Raw genomic sequence first — 18282 nt, 5'->3', positions numbered from 1 at the left:
GCGGCGTCCGGGGCGGCGGCCGGGCTCAGCCCTGCTCCTTGAGCGCCTTGTCGGCCTTGGCCGCGGCGTTGGCGAGCGCCTGCTGCGCGGTCTCCTGGCCGCGCACCGCCTTGCCGATCTCGGTGTACAGCGCCTCGGAGACGGCGCTGTAGGCCGGGGTCATCGGACGGCCCTTACCGAACTGCAGGCTGTCGGCGAAGGTCTGGTAGTACGGGTCCTTGGCGATGTGGTCCTTCAGCTCGGGCTGCTGGAGCTGGTCGGGCGCGGACGGCAGGCCGCCGTTCACCGCGGCCAGGTGCGCGCCGACCTGCGGCGTGGCGAGGTACCTGATGAACTCCAGGCCCGCCCGCTCCTGCGCCTTGGAGGTCTTCAGCAGCGCCGCGACCTCCATGCCGACCGAGGTGGACTGGCCCGCGTCGCCCTTCGGCAGCGGCGCGACGCCGAAGTCGATCCCGGCCTTCTTGAAGGTGTCCACGGCCCACTGGCCGTTCGCCATCATCGAGACGGTATGGCTGGCGAAAGCGGGCGCGCCGTCGAAGCTGCCGGCCTGCGCGAAGCTGGTGGTCGGCGCGGCCTTGGCCGACATCAGGTCGAGCCAGGTCTGCAGCGCCTTGACACCCTGCGGGGTGTTGAACGCCGACTTGGTGCCGTCCGCGCTGAGCAGGTCGCCGCCGTTGGCGCGCAGCAGCGGCATGTAGGCGAAGGTGATCCACTCGGCCTCGCCGAGCGGGACGTAGTAGCCGAACCGCTTCTTCCCCGGGTCGGTGAGCTTCTTGGCGTCCGCGACCAGCTCGGTCCAGGTCGCGGGCGGCTGGGCGATGCCAGCGTCCTTGAAGTCCTTCTTGTTGTAGAACAGCACGATGTCGCCGACGCCCGAGCGCGCGAACCCGAGCTGCTTGCCCTTGTAGAACAGCGAGTCCTTGATGCCGGGATACAGGCCGTCGGTCTGCTGCTTGAGGTCCCCGTCCAGCGGGATCAGCTTCCCGCTCGTCGCGATCTCCGGCAGGTCGGAGGCGTTCTGGGTGAGCAGGACGGTCGGCTGGGTGTTGCTCTTGATCGCCGAGATGACCTTGGGGAGGTACTGGTCGGCGCTCGCGATGAACTGCCCCTTGGCGTGCAGGCCGGGGTGCGCCTTGGCGAAGTCGGCGTCGATCTGGTTGATCTGGTCGGGCGTCCAGCTGGTCGTCCAGTAGGTGAACGTCGCGGGACCGGGGGTGCCCCCGCCGGACGACTTGTCCGACGATCCGCCGCCGCACGCGGCGGCCAGCGACAGGGCGGCGACCGCGGCAGCGGGTCGCAGGAATCGGAAGGGCCGCTCAAGCATGGTGATCACTATCTAGGCCGGTCGGAGCAGCGTCAAGCGCCCCGGAGTGTGATCTCCTCCAATTTGGTAGGAAATTATCGGAGCACCGTGAACCAGACCGTCACCGCGGTCCCGCGCCGCTCCCCCGGGGCGGCCGGGACCGCGGTGACGCGGTGCTTGCCGGGAGGCAACGCGCCGGTGACGAACTCGTGCTCCTGGTTGACCGCGTAGTTGAAGGTGCCGCGCCGGTCGGCGACGCACGGCAGGGGCGCGCGGTGCGAGCCGTCCAGGGTGAGCCGGACCGCCTCGCCGGCCCGCCAGCCGGAGCCGTGCACCACGAAGGTCGTCGAGCCGTCGCCGTGCGGCTGGTTCACCACGAGCTTCGGCGCCGTCCCGGGCTGGTCGCCCTCGCCGCCGAGCGGGGGCGGCGGGTCGCCGTCGCTCTGCCGGGCGAGGACCGGCCCGCGCTCGCCCGGCTTGGGCGGGCCGTCGCCGGGCGTCAGGTAGCGGCCGAACAGCGCGCCCACGCCGATCAGCGCGGCGGCGATCACGGCGGCGGTCACCGGCAGGGCGAGCGCGCCCGGCCGCCTGCGTCCGTCCAGCCCGTTCGTCCCGCGCCGCGAGAACGACCCGTCCGTCCCATTTGTGCCGCGGCGGCTGAACGACGCGTCCGTGCCGTTCGTGCCGCGCCGGGAGGACGGGGCGTCGGTCCCGGCCCCGCCGTGGCGGGCGTCGGTGAAGCGGGACGGCTGGGTCAGCCGGACGACCGGGCCCGCGCGGTGGGCGTCCACGACGGCGAGCGCCGCGGACGGCAGGTAGGCGCGGGCGGAATCGGCGCCCGCGTCGGGACGCAGCGCGGGCGCGACCATCGCGACGATCTCCGCCGGGGTGGGCCGGGCGCGCGGGGCGCGGGCCAGGCAGCCGCCGACCAGCTCGGCGAGCCCGGTGGGGAGCCCGGCCAGATCCGGGTCCTCGCCGAGCAGCTGCGCGACCAGTTCGAGGACGGTCCGGCCCGGGTAGGGGCCGTGGCCGGTCGCGGCGAACAGCAGCGTCGCGCCGAGCGAGTACACGTCGCTCGCCGCGGTGACCTCGCGGGTGCCGCGCGCCTGCTCGGGTGCCATGAACGCGGGCGTCCCGACGGTGGCGCGGCTGAGCGTCATCTGGGCGCGCTCGGCGGCGCGGGCGAGGCCGAAGTCGATGACGCGCGGACCGTCCAGCGCGACCAGCACGTTGGACGGCTTGAGATCGCGGTGCACCAGGCCCGCCTCGTGGATGGACTCCAGCGCCTCGGCGCATCCGGCGCCGAGCCAGCGCACCGCGTCCACCGGCAGCGGACCCGCCGCCCTGATCAGCCGCTCCAGCGACGGCGCGGGCACGAACGCGGTGGCCAGCCACGGCACCGGCGCGTCGGCGTCGGCCGCGACGACCGGCGCGGTGTAGACGCCGCTGACCCGGCGGACCGCGCCGACCTCGCGCGCGAACCGCTCCCGGAAGTCGGGGTCGTCGGCGAGCCCGGCGTGCACGGTCTTGACCGCGACGAGCCGTCCGGCGGCGGACCGTCCGAGGTAGACCCGGCCCATGGATCCCGCGCCGAGGCGGGCGAGCAGGGGGTAGGGACCGACCGAGCCCGGATCCCCCGCGCCCAGGGGGTCGAGCGAGCCGGCGGTTGCGTCCATCGCGCCTCCCGGCAGCACCTGGCCCCCATGGTGCGCAGCCGGAGGTCACGGCCGGGTACCGGCGGCCGCGCACGGCCGACTACGGCCACGCTCGAACCGCCGCGACGCCCCTTACGTACGGAGGGCGGCCGTCCCGGAACCCCGCGCCGGGACGGCCGCACTGTATGCCGGTCAGCACGGCCGCCTTGCGTGCCGGTCAGGTGATGGTCTGCGGGACGTTCCAGGGGTTGTCGTCGCGCAGCGGCGGGGGCAGCAGCTCCTGCGGGCAGTTCTGGTAGGCGACCGGGCGCAGGAACCGCTCGACCGCGGCCGTCCCGACCGAGGTGGACGCCGGTCCGACCGTCGCGGGGAACGGGCCGCCGTGCTGCATCGCGTGCGTGACCGAGACGCCGGTCGGCCACTGGTTCCACAGGACGCGTCCGGCGCGGTCGGCCAGGGCGGCGGTGAGCGCGCCGAGGCTCGCGGCCTCCTTGGCCTCGGCGTGCAGGGAAGCGGTGAGCTGGCCGGGCAGCGCGGCGAGCGCGTCCGCGACGTCCTCGATCCGCTCGTACAGGACGGCCAGCCCCAGCGGCCCGAAGCACTCCTCGGACGCGGCCTCCACGTCGGCGGTGAACGCGGCCAGGTCCATCGCGAGCAGGCGCGGGGCGGTCGGGTCGTCCGGCCACACCACCGCCCGCGCGCCCGGACGGCCCGCCAGCGCGGCCGAGCTGTCCGCGAAGCCGCCGGCGATCCTGTCGTTCAGCATCGGCGCGGCGGACGCGGCGTCCATGCGGCGGGCGATGGCGTCCAGCAGGTCGCCGTCCGCCGGGAGGAACGCCAGGCCGGGGTTGGTGCAGAACTGGCCCGCGCCCTGCGTCACCGACCCGGTGTAGCCGTCGGCGATCTCGTCGGTGCGCGCCTTGGCGGCGGCGGGCGTGACGACGACGGGGTTGACGCTGCCGAGCTCGCCGTAGAACGGGATCGGCACCGGACGCTCCGCGGCGATCTTCGCGAGCGCGAGCCCGCCGCGCTGCGAGCCGGTGAATGCGGCGGCGGCCAGGCGCGGGTGGCGCAGCGCCTCCACGCCCGCGTCCTCGCCCTCGATCAACGCGAACACGCCGTCCGGCGCGCCCGCGTCCTGCAGCGCGGTGGTGATGACCTCGGCCGTCCTCCGCGACAGCCGCGGGTGGCCCGGGTGCGCCTTCACCACGACCGGGCACCCGGCCGCCCACGCCGAGGCGGTGTCGCCGCCCGCGACGCTGAACGCGAAGGGGAAGTTGCTCGCCGCGAACACCAGCACCGGGCCGAGCGCGGTCCGGTAGCGGCGCAGGTCGGGCCGGGGACCGGACGGCCAGTCCGGGACGGGACGGTCGATCCGGACGTCCAGGTAGCGGCCCTCGGCGACCAGCTCGGCGAACAGCTTGAGCTGGAACGTCGTGCGGGTCAGCTCGCCGTTCAGCCGCACCGGGCCCAGGTGGGCCTCGGCGTCGGCGAGTCCGACCAGCTCCTCGCGGTGCTCCTCCAGCGCGGCGGCCACCGCGGTCAGGGCCGAGGCCCTGCTGCGCGGTGCGGCGGCCCATTCGGACGCCACCTCGGCCGCTGCTGCGACCACGCTGTCGACAGCGGATCCGGTCACGGGTTTCTCCCTTCGGGGTTGTGCTGCGGGACGGCGCCGCCGGTCGTTCCTGCGTTCCCTGCGGAGCCGTGCTCCGCCGAGTGCCGGTAGCCGTAGAGCGCGTAGACGACCAGGCCGATGGCCATCCACACCGCGAACCGGACCCAGGTGACCCAGTCGAGGTTGGCGATCAGCCAGATCGCGAAGCCGATGCCGACCAGCGGGACGAGCGGCACCAGCGGCGTCCGGAACGAGCGCGGCAGATCGGGACGGGTGCGGCGGAGCACCACGACCGCCGCCGAGACGACGATGAACGCCATCAGGATGCCGATGTTGGTGAGGTCGGCGGCCTCCCGGATGGGCAGCAGCCCGGCGATCACCGCCGAGCCGGCGCCGACCGGCCAGATCACCCGGGTCGGGACGGCGCGGGTGGGGTGGTTGCGGGCGAACCAGGCCGGCAGCAGGCCGTCCCGGCTCATGGAGAACCAGACGCGCGTGACCGCCAGCATGTTCGCCAGCGCGGAGGTGGTGATGCCGACGACCGCGCCGATCGCGACGACCGTGCCGAGCCAGGCGAACCCGACCGAGGCGAGCGCGCTGGAGAACGGGCTCTTGGTGTCGATCTCGGTGTACTTCACCATGCCGAGCAGCACCAGGCACACCGCGATGTAGATGGCCGCGGCGATGACCAGCGAGACCACGATGGCGCGCGGCAGCACCTTCTTGGCCTCCGCGCTCTCCTCGGCGGCGGCGCTCATCGCGTCGTAACCGTACACGGCGAAGAACGTGGTGGCCGCGCCCGACACCGCGCCGCCGATGCCGAACGGCAGGAACGGCGTGTAGTTGCCGCCGGAGATGTGGAACGCTCCGACGACGATGACCAGAGCGACGATCGCGAGCTTCACCACGACCAGGACGGTCTCGAAGCGCGCCGACTCCTTGGTGCCGCGCGACAGCACGAACGCCAGCAGCAGGCACAGCAGCGCGGCGAACAGGTCCACCTTGTGGCCGGCGCCGGTGCCGGGCGCGCCGAGCATCCAGTCCGGCAGGTCCAGGCCCATCCGGCCGGTGAGGTAGGACAGGTAGCCGGAGATCGCGATGGCGACGACCGCGACGATCGCGGTGTACTCCAGCAGCAGGTCCCAGCCGATCGCCCAGCCGACCAGCTCGCCGAGCGCCGCGTAGGAGTAGGTGTAGGCCGACCCGGCCTTCGGGATCATCCCGGCGAACTCGGCGTAGCACAGCGCGGCGGCGGCGCTGGCGACGATCGCGATGAGGAACGAGATCATCACGCCGGGCCCGGCGTCCTCGTGCGCGACGACACCCGCGAGCGAGAACACGCCGGCGCCGACGAGCCCGCCGAGGCTGAGCGCGACCAGCTGCCACAGGCCCATCGTCCGGCGCAGCCCGCCGGACTCCTCGCTCTCGGACGGGTCGACCGGCTTGAGCCGGAACACCCCGGACCGCGACAGCGGTTTCGGCGGCGGTCCGGACCGTGTTTCGGGCATGAGTCGGGACATGCGGGGCACCTCCGGGGAGGTCGAGGGGGTGGTGAACGGGGTGGGAGACCGGCCGGACGGCGGCGCCCGGCGCGCGGCCGTCCGGCGGTGCGGAACCTCGGACCGAGGCCCGGCAGCGGGCGCGGCCCTTGCACAGCGGACCCGGCCCGTGGTGTCAGAGGACGAAGCCCTCGGGGAAGGGGTCGCTCGGGTCGAGCGTGTAGACGGCGGTCCCGGTGATCCAGGCCCGTCCGGAGAACTCGGGCAGGACGGCGGGCAGCCCGCCGACCTCGGTCGTGCCGGTCAGGCGTCCGGTGAAGCTGGTGCCGATGAACGACTCGTTGACGAACTCGGCGCCGAGCGGCAGCTCGCCGCGCGCGTGCAGCTGCGCCATCCGGGCGGACGTGCCGGTGCCGCACGGCGACCGGTCGAACCATCCGGGGTGGATCGCCATCGCGTTGCGGCTGTGCTCGGCGGTGGAGCCGGGCGCGAGGAACTGCACGTGCTTGCAGCCGCCGATCAGCTCGTCCGCCGGGTGGACGGGCCGGTTCTGCTCGTTGATGGCGTCCATGATGGCGAGCCCGGCCTTGATGATGTCGTCCTTGCGCGCGCGCTCGAACGGCAGGCCGACCGACTCGATGTCGAGGATGGCGTAGAAGTTGCCGCCGTAGGCCATGTCGTAGCGGACCTCGCCGTAGCCGGGCACGTCCACCTTGGCGTCCAGTTCGAGCGCGAACGAGGGCACGTTCTTCAGCGTGACCTGCTCGGCGCGGCCGTCCCGGACGGCCACGCGCGCCTCGACCAGGCCCGCCGGGACGTCCAGCCGGACGACGGTCTCGGGCTCGGTGACCTCGACCATCCCGGTCTCGACCAGGACGGTCGCGACGCCGATCGTGCCGTGCCCGCACATCGGCAGGAACCCGCTGGCCTCGATGTAGACCACGCCCCAGTCGGCGTCCTCGCGCAGCGGCGGCTGGAGCAGCGCGCCGCTCATCGCGGCGTGCCCGCGCGGCTCGTTCATCAGGAAGCCGCGCAGCCCGTCCAGGTGCGCCATCGCGTGGCGGCGGCGCTCGGCCATGGTCGCGCCGGGGATCGGCGCGACGCCTCCGGTGACGACGCGCGTCGGCATCCCCTCGGTGTGGGAGTCGACGGCGCTGATCGCGCGGGCGGCGCGCATCAGGCGGCCTCGCGCTGCCGCAGGGCGGCGATGGCGCGTTCCATGTCGGCGGTCACCCCGGCGCGGTGCGCCTCGGTGAGCGGGCCGCGCGGCGGGCGGCACGGGCCCCCGTACCGGCCGACCATCTCCATGCCGAGCTTGATGGCCTGGACGAACTCGGTGCGCGAGTCCCAGCGGAACGCGGCGACCAGCGGCTCGTACAGCGCCCGCGCCTCCTCCAGCTTCCCGGCGGTGGCGAGCTCGAACAGCTCGGCCGACTCGGCCGGGAACACGTTCGGGAAGCCCGCGAACCAGCCGGTCGCGCCCATCAGCAGCGCTTCCAGGGTCACGTCGTCGGCGCCCGCGACGACCGCCAGGCCCGGCGCCCTCTCCTTGATCTCCAGGACGCGGCGGACGTCGCCGGAGAACTCCTTCACCGCGACGATCCCGTCGATCTGCGCGATCTCGGCGAGCAGGTCGGGGGTGAGGTCGACCTTGGTGTCGATCGGGTTGTTGTAGGCCATCACCGGCAGCCCGGCGGACGCGACCGCCTCGAAGTGCGCGATGATCTCGCCGCGGTTCGCGCGGTACATGGTCGGCGGGAGGCAGAGCACGCCGTCCGCGCCGTCCTCGGCGGCGAGTTCGGCCCAGTGCTTCGCCTGGTGCGCGCCGGGCCCGTGCACGCCGACGACGACCACGCCGTCATCGCCGATGGCCTCGATCGCGGTCTTGGCGACGCGGCGGCGCTCCTCGTCGGTCAGCGAGGAGTACTCGCCGAGCGAGCCGTTCGGGCCGACGCCGCGGCAGCCGTTGTCGACCAGCCAGCGGCAGTGCTCGGCGAACCGGTCGTAGTCCACGGCGAGCCCGGCGGGCGCGGACGGGTCGTCCCGGTACGGCAGGGCCGTCGCGACGATGACGCCGTCGAGGGTCTCGATCGTGTTCTCACCGCTCATCGGTGTGTTCTCCTTCTTCTTCGGGGGGCCGGCCAGGGGACGCCGCCAGCTCGCCGAGCCGGATCGGCTGGGCGACGGGACGGCGGTGGTGGCTGGCTGAGGCCAGGCCGGGCACGGCGCGTTCGGGGACGGAGCGGTCAGGTGCGAGGCCGTCATGTGCGGGTGCGGAGTCCGGGGCTCGGCGGGCGCACAGGTCGGCGACCGCCGGGCCGCACATCCGGGCCTGGCAGGGCCCGAGCCCAGCGCGGGTGCCGAGCTTCACGGCGCGCGGGGCGCCGGTGGCCGGGTCCTCGGCCGCGGCGCGGAGGGTCCGGTAGTCGGTCTCCTCGCAGCGGCAGATCAGGGTGTCGGGACGCAGCCAGCCCGGCCAGCCGGTCCCGATCGGGTGCGCCGCGGCGAGCCGCGCGGCGAACGCGCGGCCCCGGTCGCGGCGGCGGACGACGTCGCGGACGGTCCGGTCGGACGGGTCGCCGCCCGCCGCCGTCCAGCCCGCGAGCAGCCCTTCGGCGCGTGCGGCGGGCGCGCCCGCGATCCCGGTGATCTCACCGGCCGCGTACACGCCGGGCGCGGTCGTCCGCTGGGCGTCGTCCACCTGGACGAAGCCCTCGCTGAGCGCGCATCCGGCGGCGACGGGCAGTTCGAGCTGCGGGCTGAAGCCGTGCGTGACGCACAGGGCGTCCACGGGGACGGTGCGCTCGGTGCCGGGGACGGGCGTCCAGTCGGCGGTGAGGCGGGCGGTGACGACCTCTTCGACGCGCCCGTCGCCGCGCGCCTCGATCACGGCGCGGCCGAGCCGGTAGGGGACGCGGTGGCGCGCGAGCAGCCCGGTGTACTCGGCCAGCTCGGCGGCCTTGCCGCTCTGCGCCGCCAGCTCCCACGGACGCCTCGACCAGCCGCGCAGGACGGTCGAAGCGGGGTTGGCCTCCAGGACTTCCAGGACGTCCGACCCGGCTTCCAGCAGGGACGCGGCGACCGGCAGCAGGAACGGCCCGGACCCGGCGACGACGACCTCGTCCCCGACCACGACCCGCTCGCCCTTGGCGAGGGCCTGCGCGGCTCCGGCGGTGAACACGCCGGGCAGCTGCCAGCCGGGGAACGGCAGGACGCGGTCGTGCGCGCCGGTCGCGAGGACGAGCGCATCCGGCGTGAGGACAGAACGGTACCGTTCCGTCCCGTCCGCCGGGCCGCGCAGCACGTGGACGTGCGGTGCCGATGTCGTGTCGTCGGGGCGTTCGAGGGCCCAGACGGCGGAGTCGGGCCACCATTCGGCGCGCGGGTGGGACTGCACATGAGTGCGAAGTCGTTCGAAGTCGTCCCAGCCGTGGTGCAGGCGGCCGTTGTCCTCGGCCTCGTAGGCGGCCGGGAGCATTCGGTGGTACTGCCCGCCGGGCCGGTCGGACGCGTCGAGCAGCGTCACCCGGGCTCCGGCGCGCAGCGCGGCGGCCGCGGCGGCCAGGCCCGCCGGTCCCGCGCCGACGACCACGACATGCCGAGGCCGTCCCCCGGTGTGCCGGGCCCGGGCATCGGTGTTCCGCGTCATCGCTCCTCCCCCGGCTCGCGCGACTGGGTGGTGACCACGTCGCCGTCGCACGCGCGACGGCGGCAGGCGCGCACGTCCCGCTCGCCGTTGACGGTGACCAGGCAGTCGAAGCAGACGCCGATACCGCAGAACACCCCGCGCGGCGCGCCGGACGGCCCGGACCGCCAGGACAGGCGTCCGCCCGCGAGCAGCACGCCCGCGACGGTCTGCCCGTCCGCGCCCGGCACCGGGACGCCGTCCACGGTGATGGTCAGCGGGGTCGCGCGCCGCCGGACGGCGTCCGTGCGGGCGGGGACGATGCGGGGGCTCACGCTGCTCCTTCGCAGGCGTCGGCGCCGAGGACGGCGGGCCGGCCGGCCCGGAACGGCTCCGGGTCGAGGGACGGGACGGCCCCGGTGACCAGCTCGCGCAGCAGGCGCGCGGTGCCGACCGACAGGCCGATGCCCGCGCCCTCGTGCCCGGTCGCGTGCCACAGGCCGGGCAGGCGCGGGTCGGGGCCGATGACCGGCAGGTGGTCGGGGACGTAGGGCCGGAACCCGCCGTAGGCGCGCATCACCTGCACGCCCGCGAGGGACGGGTACAGCCGCAGCGCCTTGCGCGCCAGCTCGGCGAGGACGAACGGGCGGATCCGGTCGTCGAAGCCGACCTGGCGGCGCGACGAGCCGATCAGGATCGTCCCGGCGCCGGTGGACTCGATGACGGTGGAGGCCTGGAGGTCCTGCGAGCCGCTGCCGACCGCACCGACGTAGTCGGCGTCGTAGACCTTGTGGAACACCGTCGGCGGGAGCGGCGCCGTGACCAGCACCTCGCCGCGCCGGGGCCGCACGTCGATCGGCGCCCCGAGCCGCGCCGCGACCTCACCGGACCACGGCCCGGCCGCGTTCACCACGAGATCGGCGTCGATCACCCCCTGCGAGGTGCGCACACCGGTCAGGCGGTTCCCATCAGCGCGCGAGACGCTCCACACGCTGGACGCGCCACCTCGTTCGCCGGAAGCGCCGTCCCGCGAACCGTCGGGGTAGCCGTCGTGGGTGCGGACGCCTATGAGTTCGCAGCCGGTGCGGAGGTCGGCGCCGTGGCGGAGGGCGTCGGACAGGAGGGCCGTGGCGGCGCCGGACGGCTGGACCTGCGCGTCGTCCGGGTAGTGGACGGCGGCGGTGACCTCGCGGGTGAGGTGCGGCTCGGCGGCGGCGAGGGACGCGGCGTCCAGCGCCTCGGCGGTGACGCCGGCCGCGCGCTGGCTCTCGGCGAACTTCTCCAGCTCGCGGGCGCCCTCGGGGGTCGTCGCGACGACGATGCCGCCCTTGGGGTCCCACTCGACCCCGCCGGCGTTCGGGAGGCCGTCCAGGATCTCGGGCCACAGGCTCCGGGAGAGCTTCGCCAGCTCCAGCTCCGGGCCGGGGCCCTTGTCGGAGACCAGGATGTTGCCCTCGCCGTGCGCGGTGGTCCCGGCGGCCGGGCCGCCCCGGTCGAGGACGGTCACCGCGAGCCCGGCCCGCGCCAGCTCGCGGGCGCAGGCGGCGCCGACGATCCCGGCGCCCACGACCACGACGCGCATGCGTTCCCTCCAGCTCGTTCGTTAAACCGAACGCTTCGGAGGCTACGACGCCCGTCGATGCCATGTCAACGGTGACGCGTGACCTGCTTCACGGAGTTTCGGCCAGGCACGGCGGACCGGACTTGGCGGAGTGAAGCCGCTGGTCAGACTTGTATTGCAGGAGCAGCACCGAGCGGACCGGGCCGTCCAGGGCGGTGTAGCTGTGCGGGAGCAGGCCGTCGAAGCCGACGTAGTCGCCCGGGCCGAGCTCGACCTCCCGTCCGTCGACCCGAACGCCCAGCCGGCCGGCCTGCACGATGGTGTGCTCGGTGCCGACGTGGCCGAGCGAGTCCTGCCGCGAGTCGGCCCTGACCTGCTGGTCGTACACCTCGAAGATCGCGTCGCCGGACTCGATCCCGCGCAGCGGGCGCAGGTCCACCCCCGCCCCGCGGAGCACCTCGACCTGCGCGGACCGCACCACGGTCAGGCCGTTCGGCCGCTCGCTGTCCAGCAGGTCGGAGATCGGCACCTCCAGGGCCCGGGACAGGCTGAACACGGTCTCGATCGTCGGGTTGCCCGCGCCCGCCTCCAGCTGCGACAGCGTCGCCTTGCCGATCTTGGACCGGCGGGACAGCTCCGACAGCGACAACCCGCGCTCGGCGCGCGCCCGGCGGAGGTTCTCCGCCAGCATGTCGCGCACTGATTCGCTCACCCGCGTTCCCTTCGTCGTCCGGCCGGGCGGCCGACACCCTATCGCCGTTCGCTTTACCGAACGAGTATAGGACGGGCCGCCCGGACACCTCCTGGCGATGTCCGAGCGGCCCGCAACGCGCCCTCGACGCGGCCCCTCGACGCGGCCCCTCGACGCGGCCCCCGACGGCCCCCGACGCGGTCTTGGCGCGGTCTCGGCCCGGCCCCCGACGCGGCCCCCGACGCGTCCTCGGCGCGGCCGTCAGGCGGGCCGGGTCACCAGGGCAGCGGGCCCGCGGCGTCGACGTAGGCGGCGGTCGGGCCGTCCGGGCCGATCTGCGCCATCCGGACGATGATCTCGGCGCCCTCCTCGACGGTCTGGTGGCCGGTGTGCTTGTTGAGGTCGGTCGCGGTGTAGCCCGGCTCGACCACGTTGATCCGCATGTTCGGGAACGCGTGCGCGTACTTCAGGGTGATCATGTTGACCGCGGTCTTGGACACCGGGTACGCCACGCCCGGGTACTGCTGGTGCGGGCTGCCGGGGACCTCGGTCTTGGCCAGCGAGCCGAGGCCGCTGCCGATGTTCACGACCACGGGCGCGTCCGACCGCTGGAGCAGCGGCAGGAAGGCGTGCAGGACCCGCACCACGCCGAACACGTTGGTCTCGAAGACCGTCCGGATGTCGTCGGCGGTCATCCCGCCCGCGTCCGGCACCTCCCCGTTCGGGCCGCGCGACTCGATGCCCGCGTTGTTGACCAGGACGTCCAGCCCGCCGTCCGCCTCGATGGTCTTGGCGGCGGCGTCCACCGACGCCTGGTCGGTCACGTCCAGCTGGACGAACCGGGCGCCCAGCTTCGCGGCCGCCTCCCGGCCCCGCTGGGGGTCGCGCGCCCCCACGTAGACGGTGTGGCCCGCCTCGACGAGCCGCCGCGCGGTCTCGTAGCCCAGGCCCTTGTTCGCTCCGGTGATCAATGTCGTCGTCATGCCTCCAGGCTTCCCCCGCGTCGGACGGCCGAACAGTCGTCTGCGCTTCCTGGGACTGCCGGTACCAGGAAGGACGCGGCGCGGACGGGCAGACTGGGACCATGGCGACCACGGATTTCGGCCGGGCGGTGCGGGTCTGGCGCGACCGCGTCCGGCCCGAGGCGGCGGGCCTGCCCGCGGGCGGGCAGCGGCGCGCGGCGGGCCTGCGCCGCGAAGAGCTGGCGATGCTCGCCGGGATCTCGGTGGACTACGTGACCCGGCTCGAACAGGGCCGCGCGTCCAACCCGTCCGCGCAGGTCGTGGAGGCCCTCGCCCGGGCGCTGCGGCTGGCCGGGGCCGAGCGCGAGCACCTGTTCCGGCTGGCCGGGCTCGTCCCGCCGGGCCCCGAGACCGTGCCCGCGTTCATCACCCCGGGCGTCCACCGGCTGCTGGACCGGATGTCCGGGACGCCGGTCGTGGTGCACGACGCCGCCTGGAACCTGCTGCTCGCCAACCAGCCCTGGGCGGCGCTGATGGGCGACCCGTCCGGATGGCGCGGGATCGAGCGGAACGTCGTGTGGCGGCACTTCCTGGGCCCGGGCGGGCGCGCCCGGCACACCCCGGAGACGCTGCTGGAGTTCCACACCGCGCTGGTCAGCGACCTGCGGACCACCGCCGCCCGCTACCCGGCCGACCGGCAGGTGCGCGCGCTGATCGCCGAGCTGCGGGCCGGGAGCCCGCGGTTCGCGCGGCTGTGGGACTCCGGTGTCGTCCGCGAGCACGAGCTTGCCCGCAAGATCATCGACCATCCGCGGGTCGGCGCGATCGCGCTGGACTGCGACATGTTCACCGTGACCGGCGCCGACCTGCGCGTGATGCTCTACACCGCCGAGCCGGGCACCGAGGACGCGGAGAAGCTGGAGCTGCTCACCGTCCTCGGCACCCAGTCCCTCACCGGCTGACCGCCCCGCAGAACACAGCGGGCACGGTCAGGGGCGCTTGGCAACCATGGTCAGCAGGTCGTACTTGGCGACCGACTCGCCCTTCTGGTTGGTGACGTCCACGTCCCAGCGGACCTCGCCGTGGTCGGCGCCCTCGCGCGGGATGAGCTGCTTGGCGGTGAGCGTCGCGGTCACCTCGTCGCCGGGGTAGACCGGTGTGAGGAACCGCAGGTTCTCCAGCCCGTAATTCGCCAGGACGGGCCCGGGGTCGGGGTCGACGAACAGCCCGGCGGCGAAGGACAGCACGAGGTAGCCGTGCGCGACCCGGCCGTCGAAGAACGGGTTGGCGCGGGCGGCCTCCTCGTCCATGTGGGCGTAGAAGGTGTCGCCGGTGAACTCGGCGAAGTGCTCGACGTCCTCCATCGTGACCTGGCGCGGGCCCGAGACGACCGTGTCGCCGACGTGCAGGTCCTCCAGGTGCTTGCGGAACGGGTGGTCGGCGGTGACGGTCCGCTCCGCGCCGGGCACCCAGCGGCCGGTGATCGCGGTGAGCGTCCCCGGGTCGGCCTGCACGGCGGTGCGCTGCATGTGGTGCAGGACGCCGCGCACGCCGCCCATCTCCTCGCCGCCTCCGGCGCGTCCGGGGCCGCCGTGGACGAGCATCGGCATCGGCGAGCCGTGCCCGGTGGACTCCTTGGCGTCGGTGCCGTTCAGCACGAGCAGCCGGCCGTGCCAGGGCGCGAGGCCGAGGACGACCGTCCGGGCGAAGCCGGTGTCGGCCGACACGACCGATCCGGCGAGGCTGCCGCGGCCGCGCGCGGCCAGCTCGACCGCTTGCTCGGCGCCCTCATAGGGGATGAGCGTGGAGACCGGGCCGAACGCCTCGATCTCGTGCGGCTCGGCGCGTCCGGCGTCGTCGGCGCGCAGCAGGATCGGGGACATGAACGCGCCGCGCTCGGCGTCGGCGTCCACGACGTCCACGTGGGCGGGGTCGCCGAACAGGACGGTCCCGGCGTCCAGCAGGCCCTTGAGCGAGCGGCGGACCTCCTCGCGCTGCTCCAGCGTGGCGAGCGCGCCCATCCGGACGTCGGGGTTCGCCGGGTTGCCAACGGTCACCTTCGCCAGCCGCGCCCGGACGGCCTCCGCGACGTCCTCCATCCGGTCGGCGGGGACGAGCGCGCGGCGGATCGCCGTGCACTTCTGGCCGGCCTTCACCGTCATCTCGGCGACGAGCTGCTTGACGTACAGGTCGAACTCGGGCGTTCCGGGCGCGGCGTCCGGGCCGAGGATCGAGCAGTTCAGCGAGTCGGCCTCGGCGTTGAACCGGACCGAGTGCCGGACGACCGCCGGGTGCGCGCGCAGCCGCGCGGCGGTGTCGGCCGAGCCGGTGAAGGCCACGACGTCCTGCTCGGTGACGTGGTCGAGCAGGTCGCCCGCCTCGCCGGTGAGCATCTGCACGCTGCCCTCGGGCAGGATCCCCGACTCGACGATCAGCTCGACCAGCCGCGCGGTCAGGTACGCGGTCTGCTCGGCGGGCTTGAGGAGGCTCGGCATCCCGGCGAGGAAGGCGGGCGCGAGCTTCTCCAGCGGCCCCCAGACCGGGAAGTTGAACGCGTTGATCTGGACGGCCACGCCGTGCAGCGGCGTGCAGATGTGCTGCGCGACGAACGTCCCGGCCTTGCCGAGCGGCTCGACGGCGCCGTCCACGTAGACGGTGTCGTTGGGCATCTCGCGGCGGCCCTTGCTGGAGAACGTGAACAGCACGCCGATGCCGCCGTCCACGTCGAACTTCGAGTCGCCGAGCGTCGCGCCCGTCCTCGCGGACAGCGCGTACAGCTCCTCGCGGTGCTCGCGCAGGTGGGACGCCAGCGCCTTGAGCAGCGCGCCGCGCTGGTGGAAGGTCAGCTCGCGCAGGGCGGGGCCGCCGACGCGGCGCCCGTACTCCAGCGCGGCGGCGCGGTCCAGGCCCAGCGTGGACAGCCGCGCGACCTCCTCGCCGGTCGCGGCGTCCCGCAGGGGCGCGCCCTCGCCGCCCCCTTCCTGCCAGGAACCGGACAGATAGCTGCGCAGCACGCTCACGGGACCTCCTCGTCCGCCTCGGGGACGGCGCCCCCGCGTTACCGACCGAACGTTCAGTATTTTCACCCGGCCGCGCCGCCGCTGTCGAGGCGCACCGCTCCCCCGATCCCTGTTCCCTCCGGTGACCTGCCCGAACACCCCGTCCCCTGGGCATGCGAGACTGATCACCATGACCTACGCCGCCGCCGACGAGCGCTACGACCGGATGGACTACCGACGCTGCGGGCGCAGCGGCCTGAAGCTGCCCGCGATCTCCCTCGGGCTCTGGCACAACTTCGGCGACGACCGCCCGCTGGACGTCCAGCGGGCGATCCTGCGGCGCGCGTTCGACCTCGGCGTCACCCACTTCGACCTGGCCAACAACTACGGCCCGCCCTACGGCTCGGCGGAGAAGAACTTCGGCCGGCTGTTCCGCGAGGACTTCGCCCCCTACCGCGACGAGCTGATCATCTCCACCAAGGCCGGCTACGACATGTGGCCCGGCCCCTACGGCGAATGGGGCTCGCGCAAATACCTGCTGGCCAGCCTCGACCAGTCCCTGTCCCGGATGGGCCTGGACTACGTCGACATCTTCTACAGCCACCGCTTCGACCCCGAGACGCCCCTTGAGGAGACGATGGGCGCGCTCGACCACGCCGTCCGCTCCGGAAAGGCGCTGTACGCGGGCATCTCGTCCTACTCCCCCGAACGCACCGCCGAGGCCGCCGAAATCCTGCGCGAGCTGGGCACGCCGCTGCTCATCCACCAGCCGTCCTACTCGATGCTGAACCGCTGGATCGAGGGCGGCCTCCTGGACGTCCTGGAGGACAAGGGCGTCGGCTGCATCGCCTTCTCGCCGCTGGCCCAGGGCATGCTGACCGACAAGTACCTCAGCGGCGTCCCCGAGGGCTCGCGCGCCAGCCAGGGCAAGTCCCTCTCCCCCGACCTGCTCACCGACGACACCCTGCGCCACATCAACGCCCTCAACGAGATCGCCCGCTCCCGCGGCCAGTCCCTCGCCCAGATGGCCCTCGCCTGGACCCTCCGCGACCGGCGCGTCACCTCCGCCCTCATCGGCGCCAGCAGCGTCGCCCAGCTGGAGAACAGCCTCGCCGCCCTCACCACCCCCGCCTTCACCGCCGAGGAACTCACCGCCATCGACCGCGACGCCGTAGAAGCCGGCATCAACATCTGGTCCGCCTCCAGCTCCCACTGACCCCCCGGTTCCACCAGCTCTGCAGTCGAGAGGCGGCCTTGGAGGCGTGTCGCGCGGCGCGCGTCTGTGCCGGCTCAGAGGATTGGGTGGGTGTGCCTCTCAGGATCTTGCGGGCACGTCCAGACCGCTGCGCCCTGGACGGTGGTCGGGCGCAGAGGGTGTGGGTGGCCAGGGCACTGGGGCACCGGCGTCCCCCACGATCGCATCGCCAGGTCGTCCTGGAGCTCGCCGGCGAGCCGCACCAGAGCGTCTTCGGCGGTGGGGTCCCCTCCGACGAAGACGCAGACGGTCTGGTCGGACGAATCCGCGAGGATGGCGCAGGGATAGCGCTCGTCCGGGAAGTCAGAGCCGTTCTCCCAGGTCCCTGCCTTCAGCGTCACTTCCGGTGGAAGCTCCAGCTGTGAGCTGAGGGCGTCCAGCCAGCGCCCGAGCAGGTTTCCGTCGGGGATCACGGCTGCTCCTTCGCGGGCTGGTCCTTCGTCGCTCCGATTCTTGCAGGTTGCGTCGCGTGAACTTTCCTCTGGGGAAAGTGGGTGGGCCGGGGGGTTGGGGGTCGGGCTGCTGCCTGGGTTGCTGATGCGGCGCAGCGCGCCGGTGCGGCGCAGGGTCAACGGCCAGGAACTGCTGCTTTGCGTTGGGCTCGTCCTTACGCTGCTGGTGGCGTACGTGCTGCTCCAGATCATCACCGTCGTCGCCACCTTGACCCTGAACATGCCGGCGCCGCACACGGTCGCGGCGGCGGTCACCGCGCTTCTCGTCCTGGCGGGCGCCGGGCCGGCGCGCTGGGTCACCGCGGTGGTCGTGCGCCGGACGACCACCGCCCGCAGAGGCCGACCTGTCTGATGGATCCGGACTTCGACGAGTTCCTGCACGTCCCGGCGCGGCTGTCGATCGTCGCGCTGCTGGCCCCGGCCACGTGGGTGGAGTTCGCGTTCCTGCGCGACACCATCGGGACCAGCGACTCGGCCCTGTCCAAGCAGTTGTCGGCGCTGGCCGAGGCGGGCTACATCGAGATCCGCAAGAGCCGCGCCCCGAAGCGGCGCACGGACGTCCGCCTCACCCCGCGCGGGCGGACGGCGTTCCAGCGGCACGCGGCCGTCCTGGAACGCATCGCCGCCGCCGCCCGCGCGGACGGTCCTTCGGCCACCTGACCGCG

The 18282-nt window shown here is 73.8% G+C and carries 17 protein-coding genes; 4 read left to right on the top strand and 13 right to left on the bottom strand.

Features of this window, described 5'->3' with window-relative positions; genetic code table 11:
- Nucleotides 1–25 precede the first annotated feature (25 nt).
- The 11 genes from FHU30_RS34890 to FHU30_RS34840 all read right to left on the bottom strand — a co-directional run bounded on the left by FHU30_RS34890 (nt 26) and on the right by FHU30_RS34840 (nt 12932).
- Nucleotides 26–1324, bottom strand: a complete 1299-nt coding sequence (locus tag FHU30_RS34890) for an extracellular solute-binding protein (RefSeq protein ID WP_253881807.1) — start codon at nt 1322–1324, stop codon at nt 26–28.
- Nucleotides 1325–1398: 74 nt separating this feature from the next.
- Nucleotides 1399–2979, bottom strand: coding sequence for a serine/threonine-protein kinase (locus FHU30_RS34885; protein ID WP_253881806.1), 1581 nt, complete (start codon nt 2977–2979; stop codon nt 1399–1401).
- A 196-nt stretch (nt 2980–3175) separates the two neighbouring features.
- The gene (locus tag FHU30_RS34880) at nt 3176–4594 is read right to left on the bottom strand and encodes an aldehyde dehydrogenase (NADP(+)) (RefSeq protein ID WP_253881805.1); all 1419 of its coding nucleotides are present in this window, start codon (nt 4592–4594) and stop codon (nt 3176–3178) included.
- The gene (locus FHU30_RS34875; protein WP_253881804.1) at nt 4591–6093 is read right to left on the bottom strand and encodes an amino acid permease; all 1503 of its coding nucleotides are present in this window, start codon (nt 6091–6093) and stop codon (nt 4591–4593) included. Before FHU30_RS34875 ends, FHU30_RS34880 begins: the two co-directional genes overlap by 4 nt.
- A 154-nt stretch (nt 6094–6247) precedes the next feature.
- The gene (locus FHU30_RS34870) at nt 6248–7249 is read right to left on the bottom strand and encodes a proline racemase family protein (protein WP_253881803.1); all 1002 of its coding nucleotides are present in this window, start codon (nt 7247–7249) and stop codon (nt 6248–6250) included.
- Entirely contained in the window at nt 7249–8181 is a 933-nt protein-coding gene (locus FHU30_RS34865) for a dihydrodipicolinate synthase family protein (RefSeq protein ID WP_253881802.1), read from the bottom strand. Before FHU30_RS34865 ends, FHU30_RS34870 begins: the two co-directional genes overlap by 1 nt.
- On the bottom strand, nt 8171–9721 hold the full coding sequence (locus FHU30_RS34860) for an FAD/NAD(P)-dependent oxidoreductase (RefSeq protein ID WP_253881801.1): 1551 nt from the start codon (nt 9719–9721) through the stop codon (nt 8171–8173). The genes FHU30_RS34865 and FHU30_RS34860 overlap by 11 nt, the downstream gene beginning before the upstream one ends.
- On the bottom strand, nt 9718–10032 hold the full coding sequence (locus FHU30_RS34855) for a (2Fe-2S)-binding protein (protein WP_253881800.1): 315 nt from the start codon (nt 10030–10032) through the stop codon (nt 9718–9720). Before FHU30_RS34855 ends, FHU30_RS34860 begins: the two co-directional genes overlap by 4 nt.
- Nucleotides 10029–11279, bottom strand: coding sequence for an NAD(P)/FAD-dependent oxidoreductase (locus FHU30_RS34850; protein ID WP_253881799.1), 1251 nt, complete (start codon nt 11277–11279; stop codon nt 10029–10031). The genes FHU30_RS34855 and FHU30_RS34850 overlap by 4 nt, the downstream gene beginning before the upstream one ends.
- Before the next feature lie 88 nt (nt 11280–11367).
- Nucleotides 11368–11970 carry a helix-turn-helix domain-containing protein gene (locus FHU30_RS34845; RefSeq protein ID WP_253881798.1) on the bottom strand — a complete coding sequence of 201 codons (603 nt, stop codon included), beginning with the start codon at nt 11968–11970 and terminating at the stop codon, nt 11368–11370.
- Between the two features lie 254 nt (nt 11971–12224).
- Nucleotides 12225–12932, bottom strand: a complete 708-nt coding sequence (locus FHU30_RS34840) for an SDR family NAD(P)-dependent oxidoreductase (protein WP_253881797.1) — start codon at nt 12930–12932, stop codon at nt 12225–12227.
- Between the two features lie 101 nt (nt 12933–13033).
- Between FHU30_RS34840 and FHU30_RS34835 the strand changes: the two genes are divergently transcribed.
- Nucleotides 13034–13873 (top strand): helix-turn-helix transcriptional regulator, encoded by an 840-nt coding sequence (locus tag FHU30_RS34835; protein WP_253881796.1) that lies wholly within the window; start codon nt 13034–13036, stop codon nt 13871–13873.
- Nucleotides 13874–13900: 27 nt separating this feature from the next.
- Here FHU30_RS34835 and paaZ read toward each other — a convergent pair whose 3' ends face one another.
- Nucleotides 13901–15931, bottom strand: a complete 2031-nt coding sequence (gene paaZ / locus FHU30_RS34830) for a phenylacetic acid degradation bifunctional protein PaaZ (RefSeq protein ID WP_253881795.1) — start codon at nt 15929–15931, stop codon at nt 13901–13903.
- Between the two features lie 169 nt (nt 15932–16100).
- Here paaZ and mgrA point away from each other — a divergent pair, with 169 nt between their 5' ends.
- A complete protein-coding gene (gene mgrA / locus FHU30_RS34825; RefSeq protein WP_253881794.1) occupies nt 16101–17126 on the top strand; it encodes an L-glyceraldehyde 3-phosphate reductase in 1026 nt (341 codons plus the stop codon).
- Between the two features lie 74 nt (nt 17127–17200).
- Here mgrA and FHU30_RS34820 read toward each other — a convergent pair whose 3' ends face one another.
- Entirely contained in the window at nt 17201–17578 is a 378-nt protein-coding gene (locus FHU30_RS34820) for a hypothetical protein (protein ID WP_253881793.1), read from the bottom strand.
- Between the two features lie 94 nt (nt 17579–17672).
- Between FHU30_RS34820 and FHU30_RS34815 the strand changes: the two genes are divergently transcribed.
- On the top strand, nt 17673–17969 hold the full coding sequence (locus FHU30_RS34815) for a hypothetical protein (protein ID WP_253881792.1): 297 nt from the start codon (nt 17673–17675) through the stop codon (nt 17967–17969).
- Nucleotides 17969–18277, top strand: a complete 309-nt coding sequence (locus FHU30_RS34810; protein ID WP_253881791.1) for a winged helix-turn-helix domain-containing protein — start codon at nt 17969–17971, stop codon at nt 18275–18277. Before FHU30_RS34815 ends, FHU30_RS34810 begins: the two co-directional genes overlap by 1 nt.
- Nucleotides 18278–18282: the final 5 nt, after the last annotated feature.

The organism is Actinomadura rupiterrae, assembly GCF_024172125.1.
Classification (GTDB): Bacteria; Actinomycetota; Actinomycetes; order Streptosporangiales; family Streptosporangiaceae; genus Spirillospora; species Spirillospora rupiterrae.
This window is presented reverse-complemented; position numbering and strand designations above follow the sequence as displayed.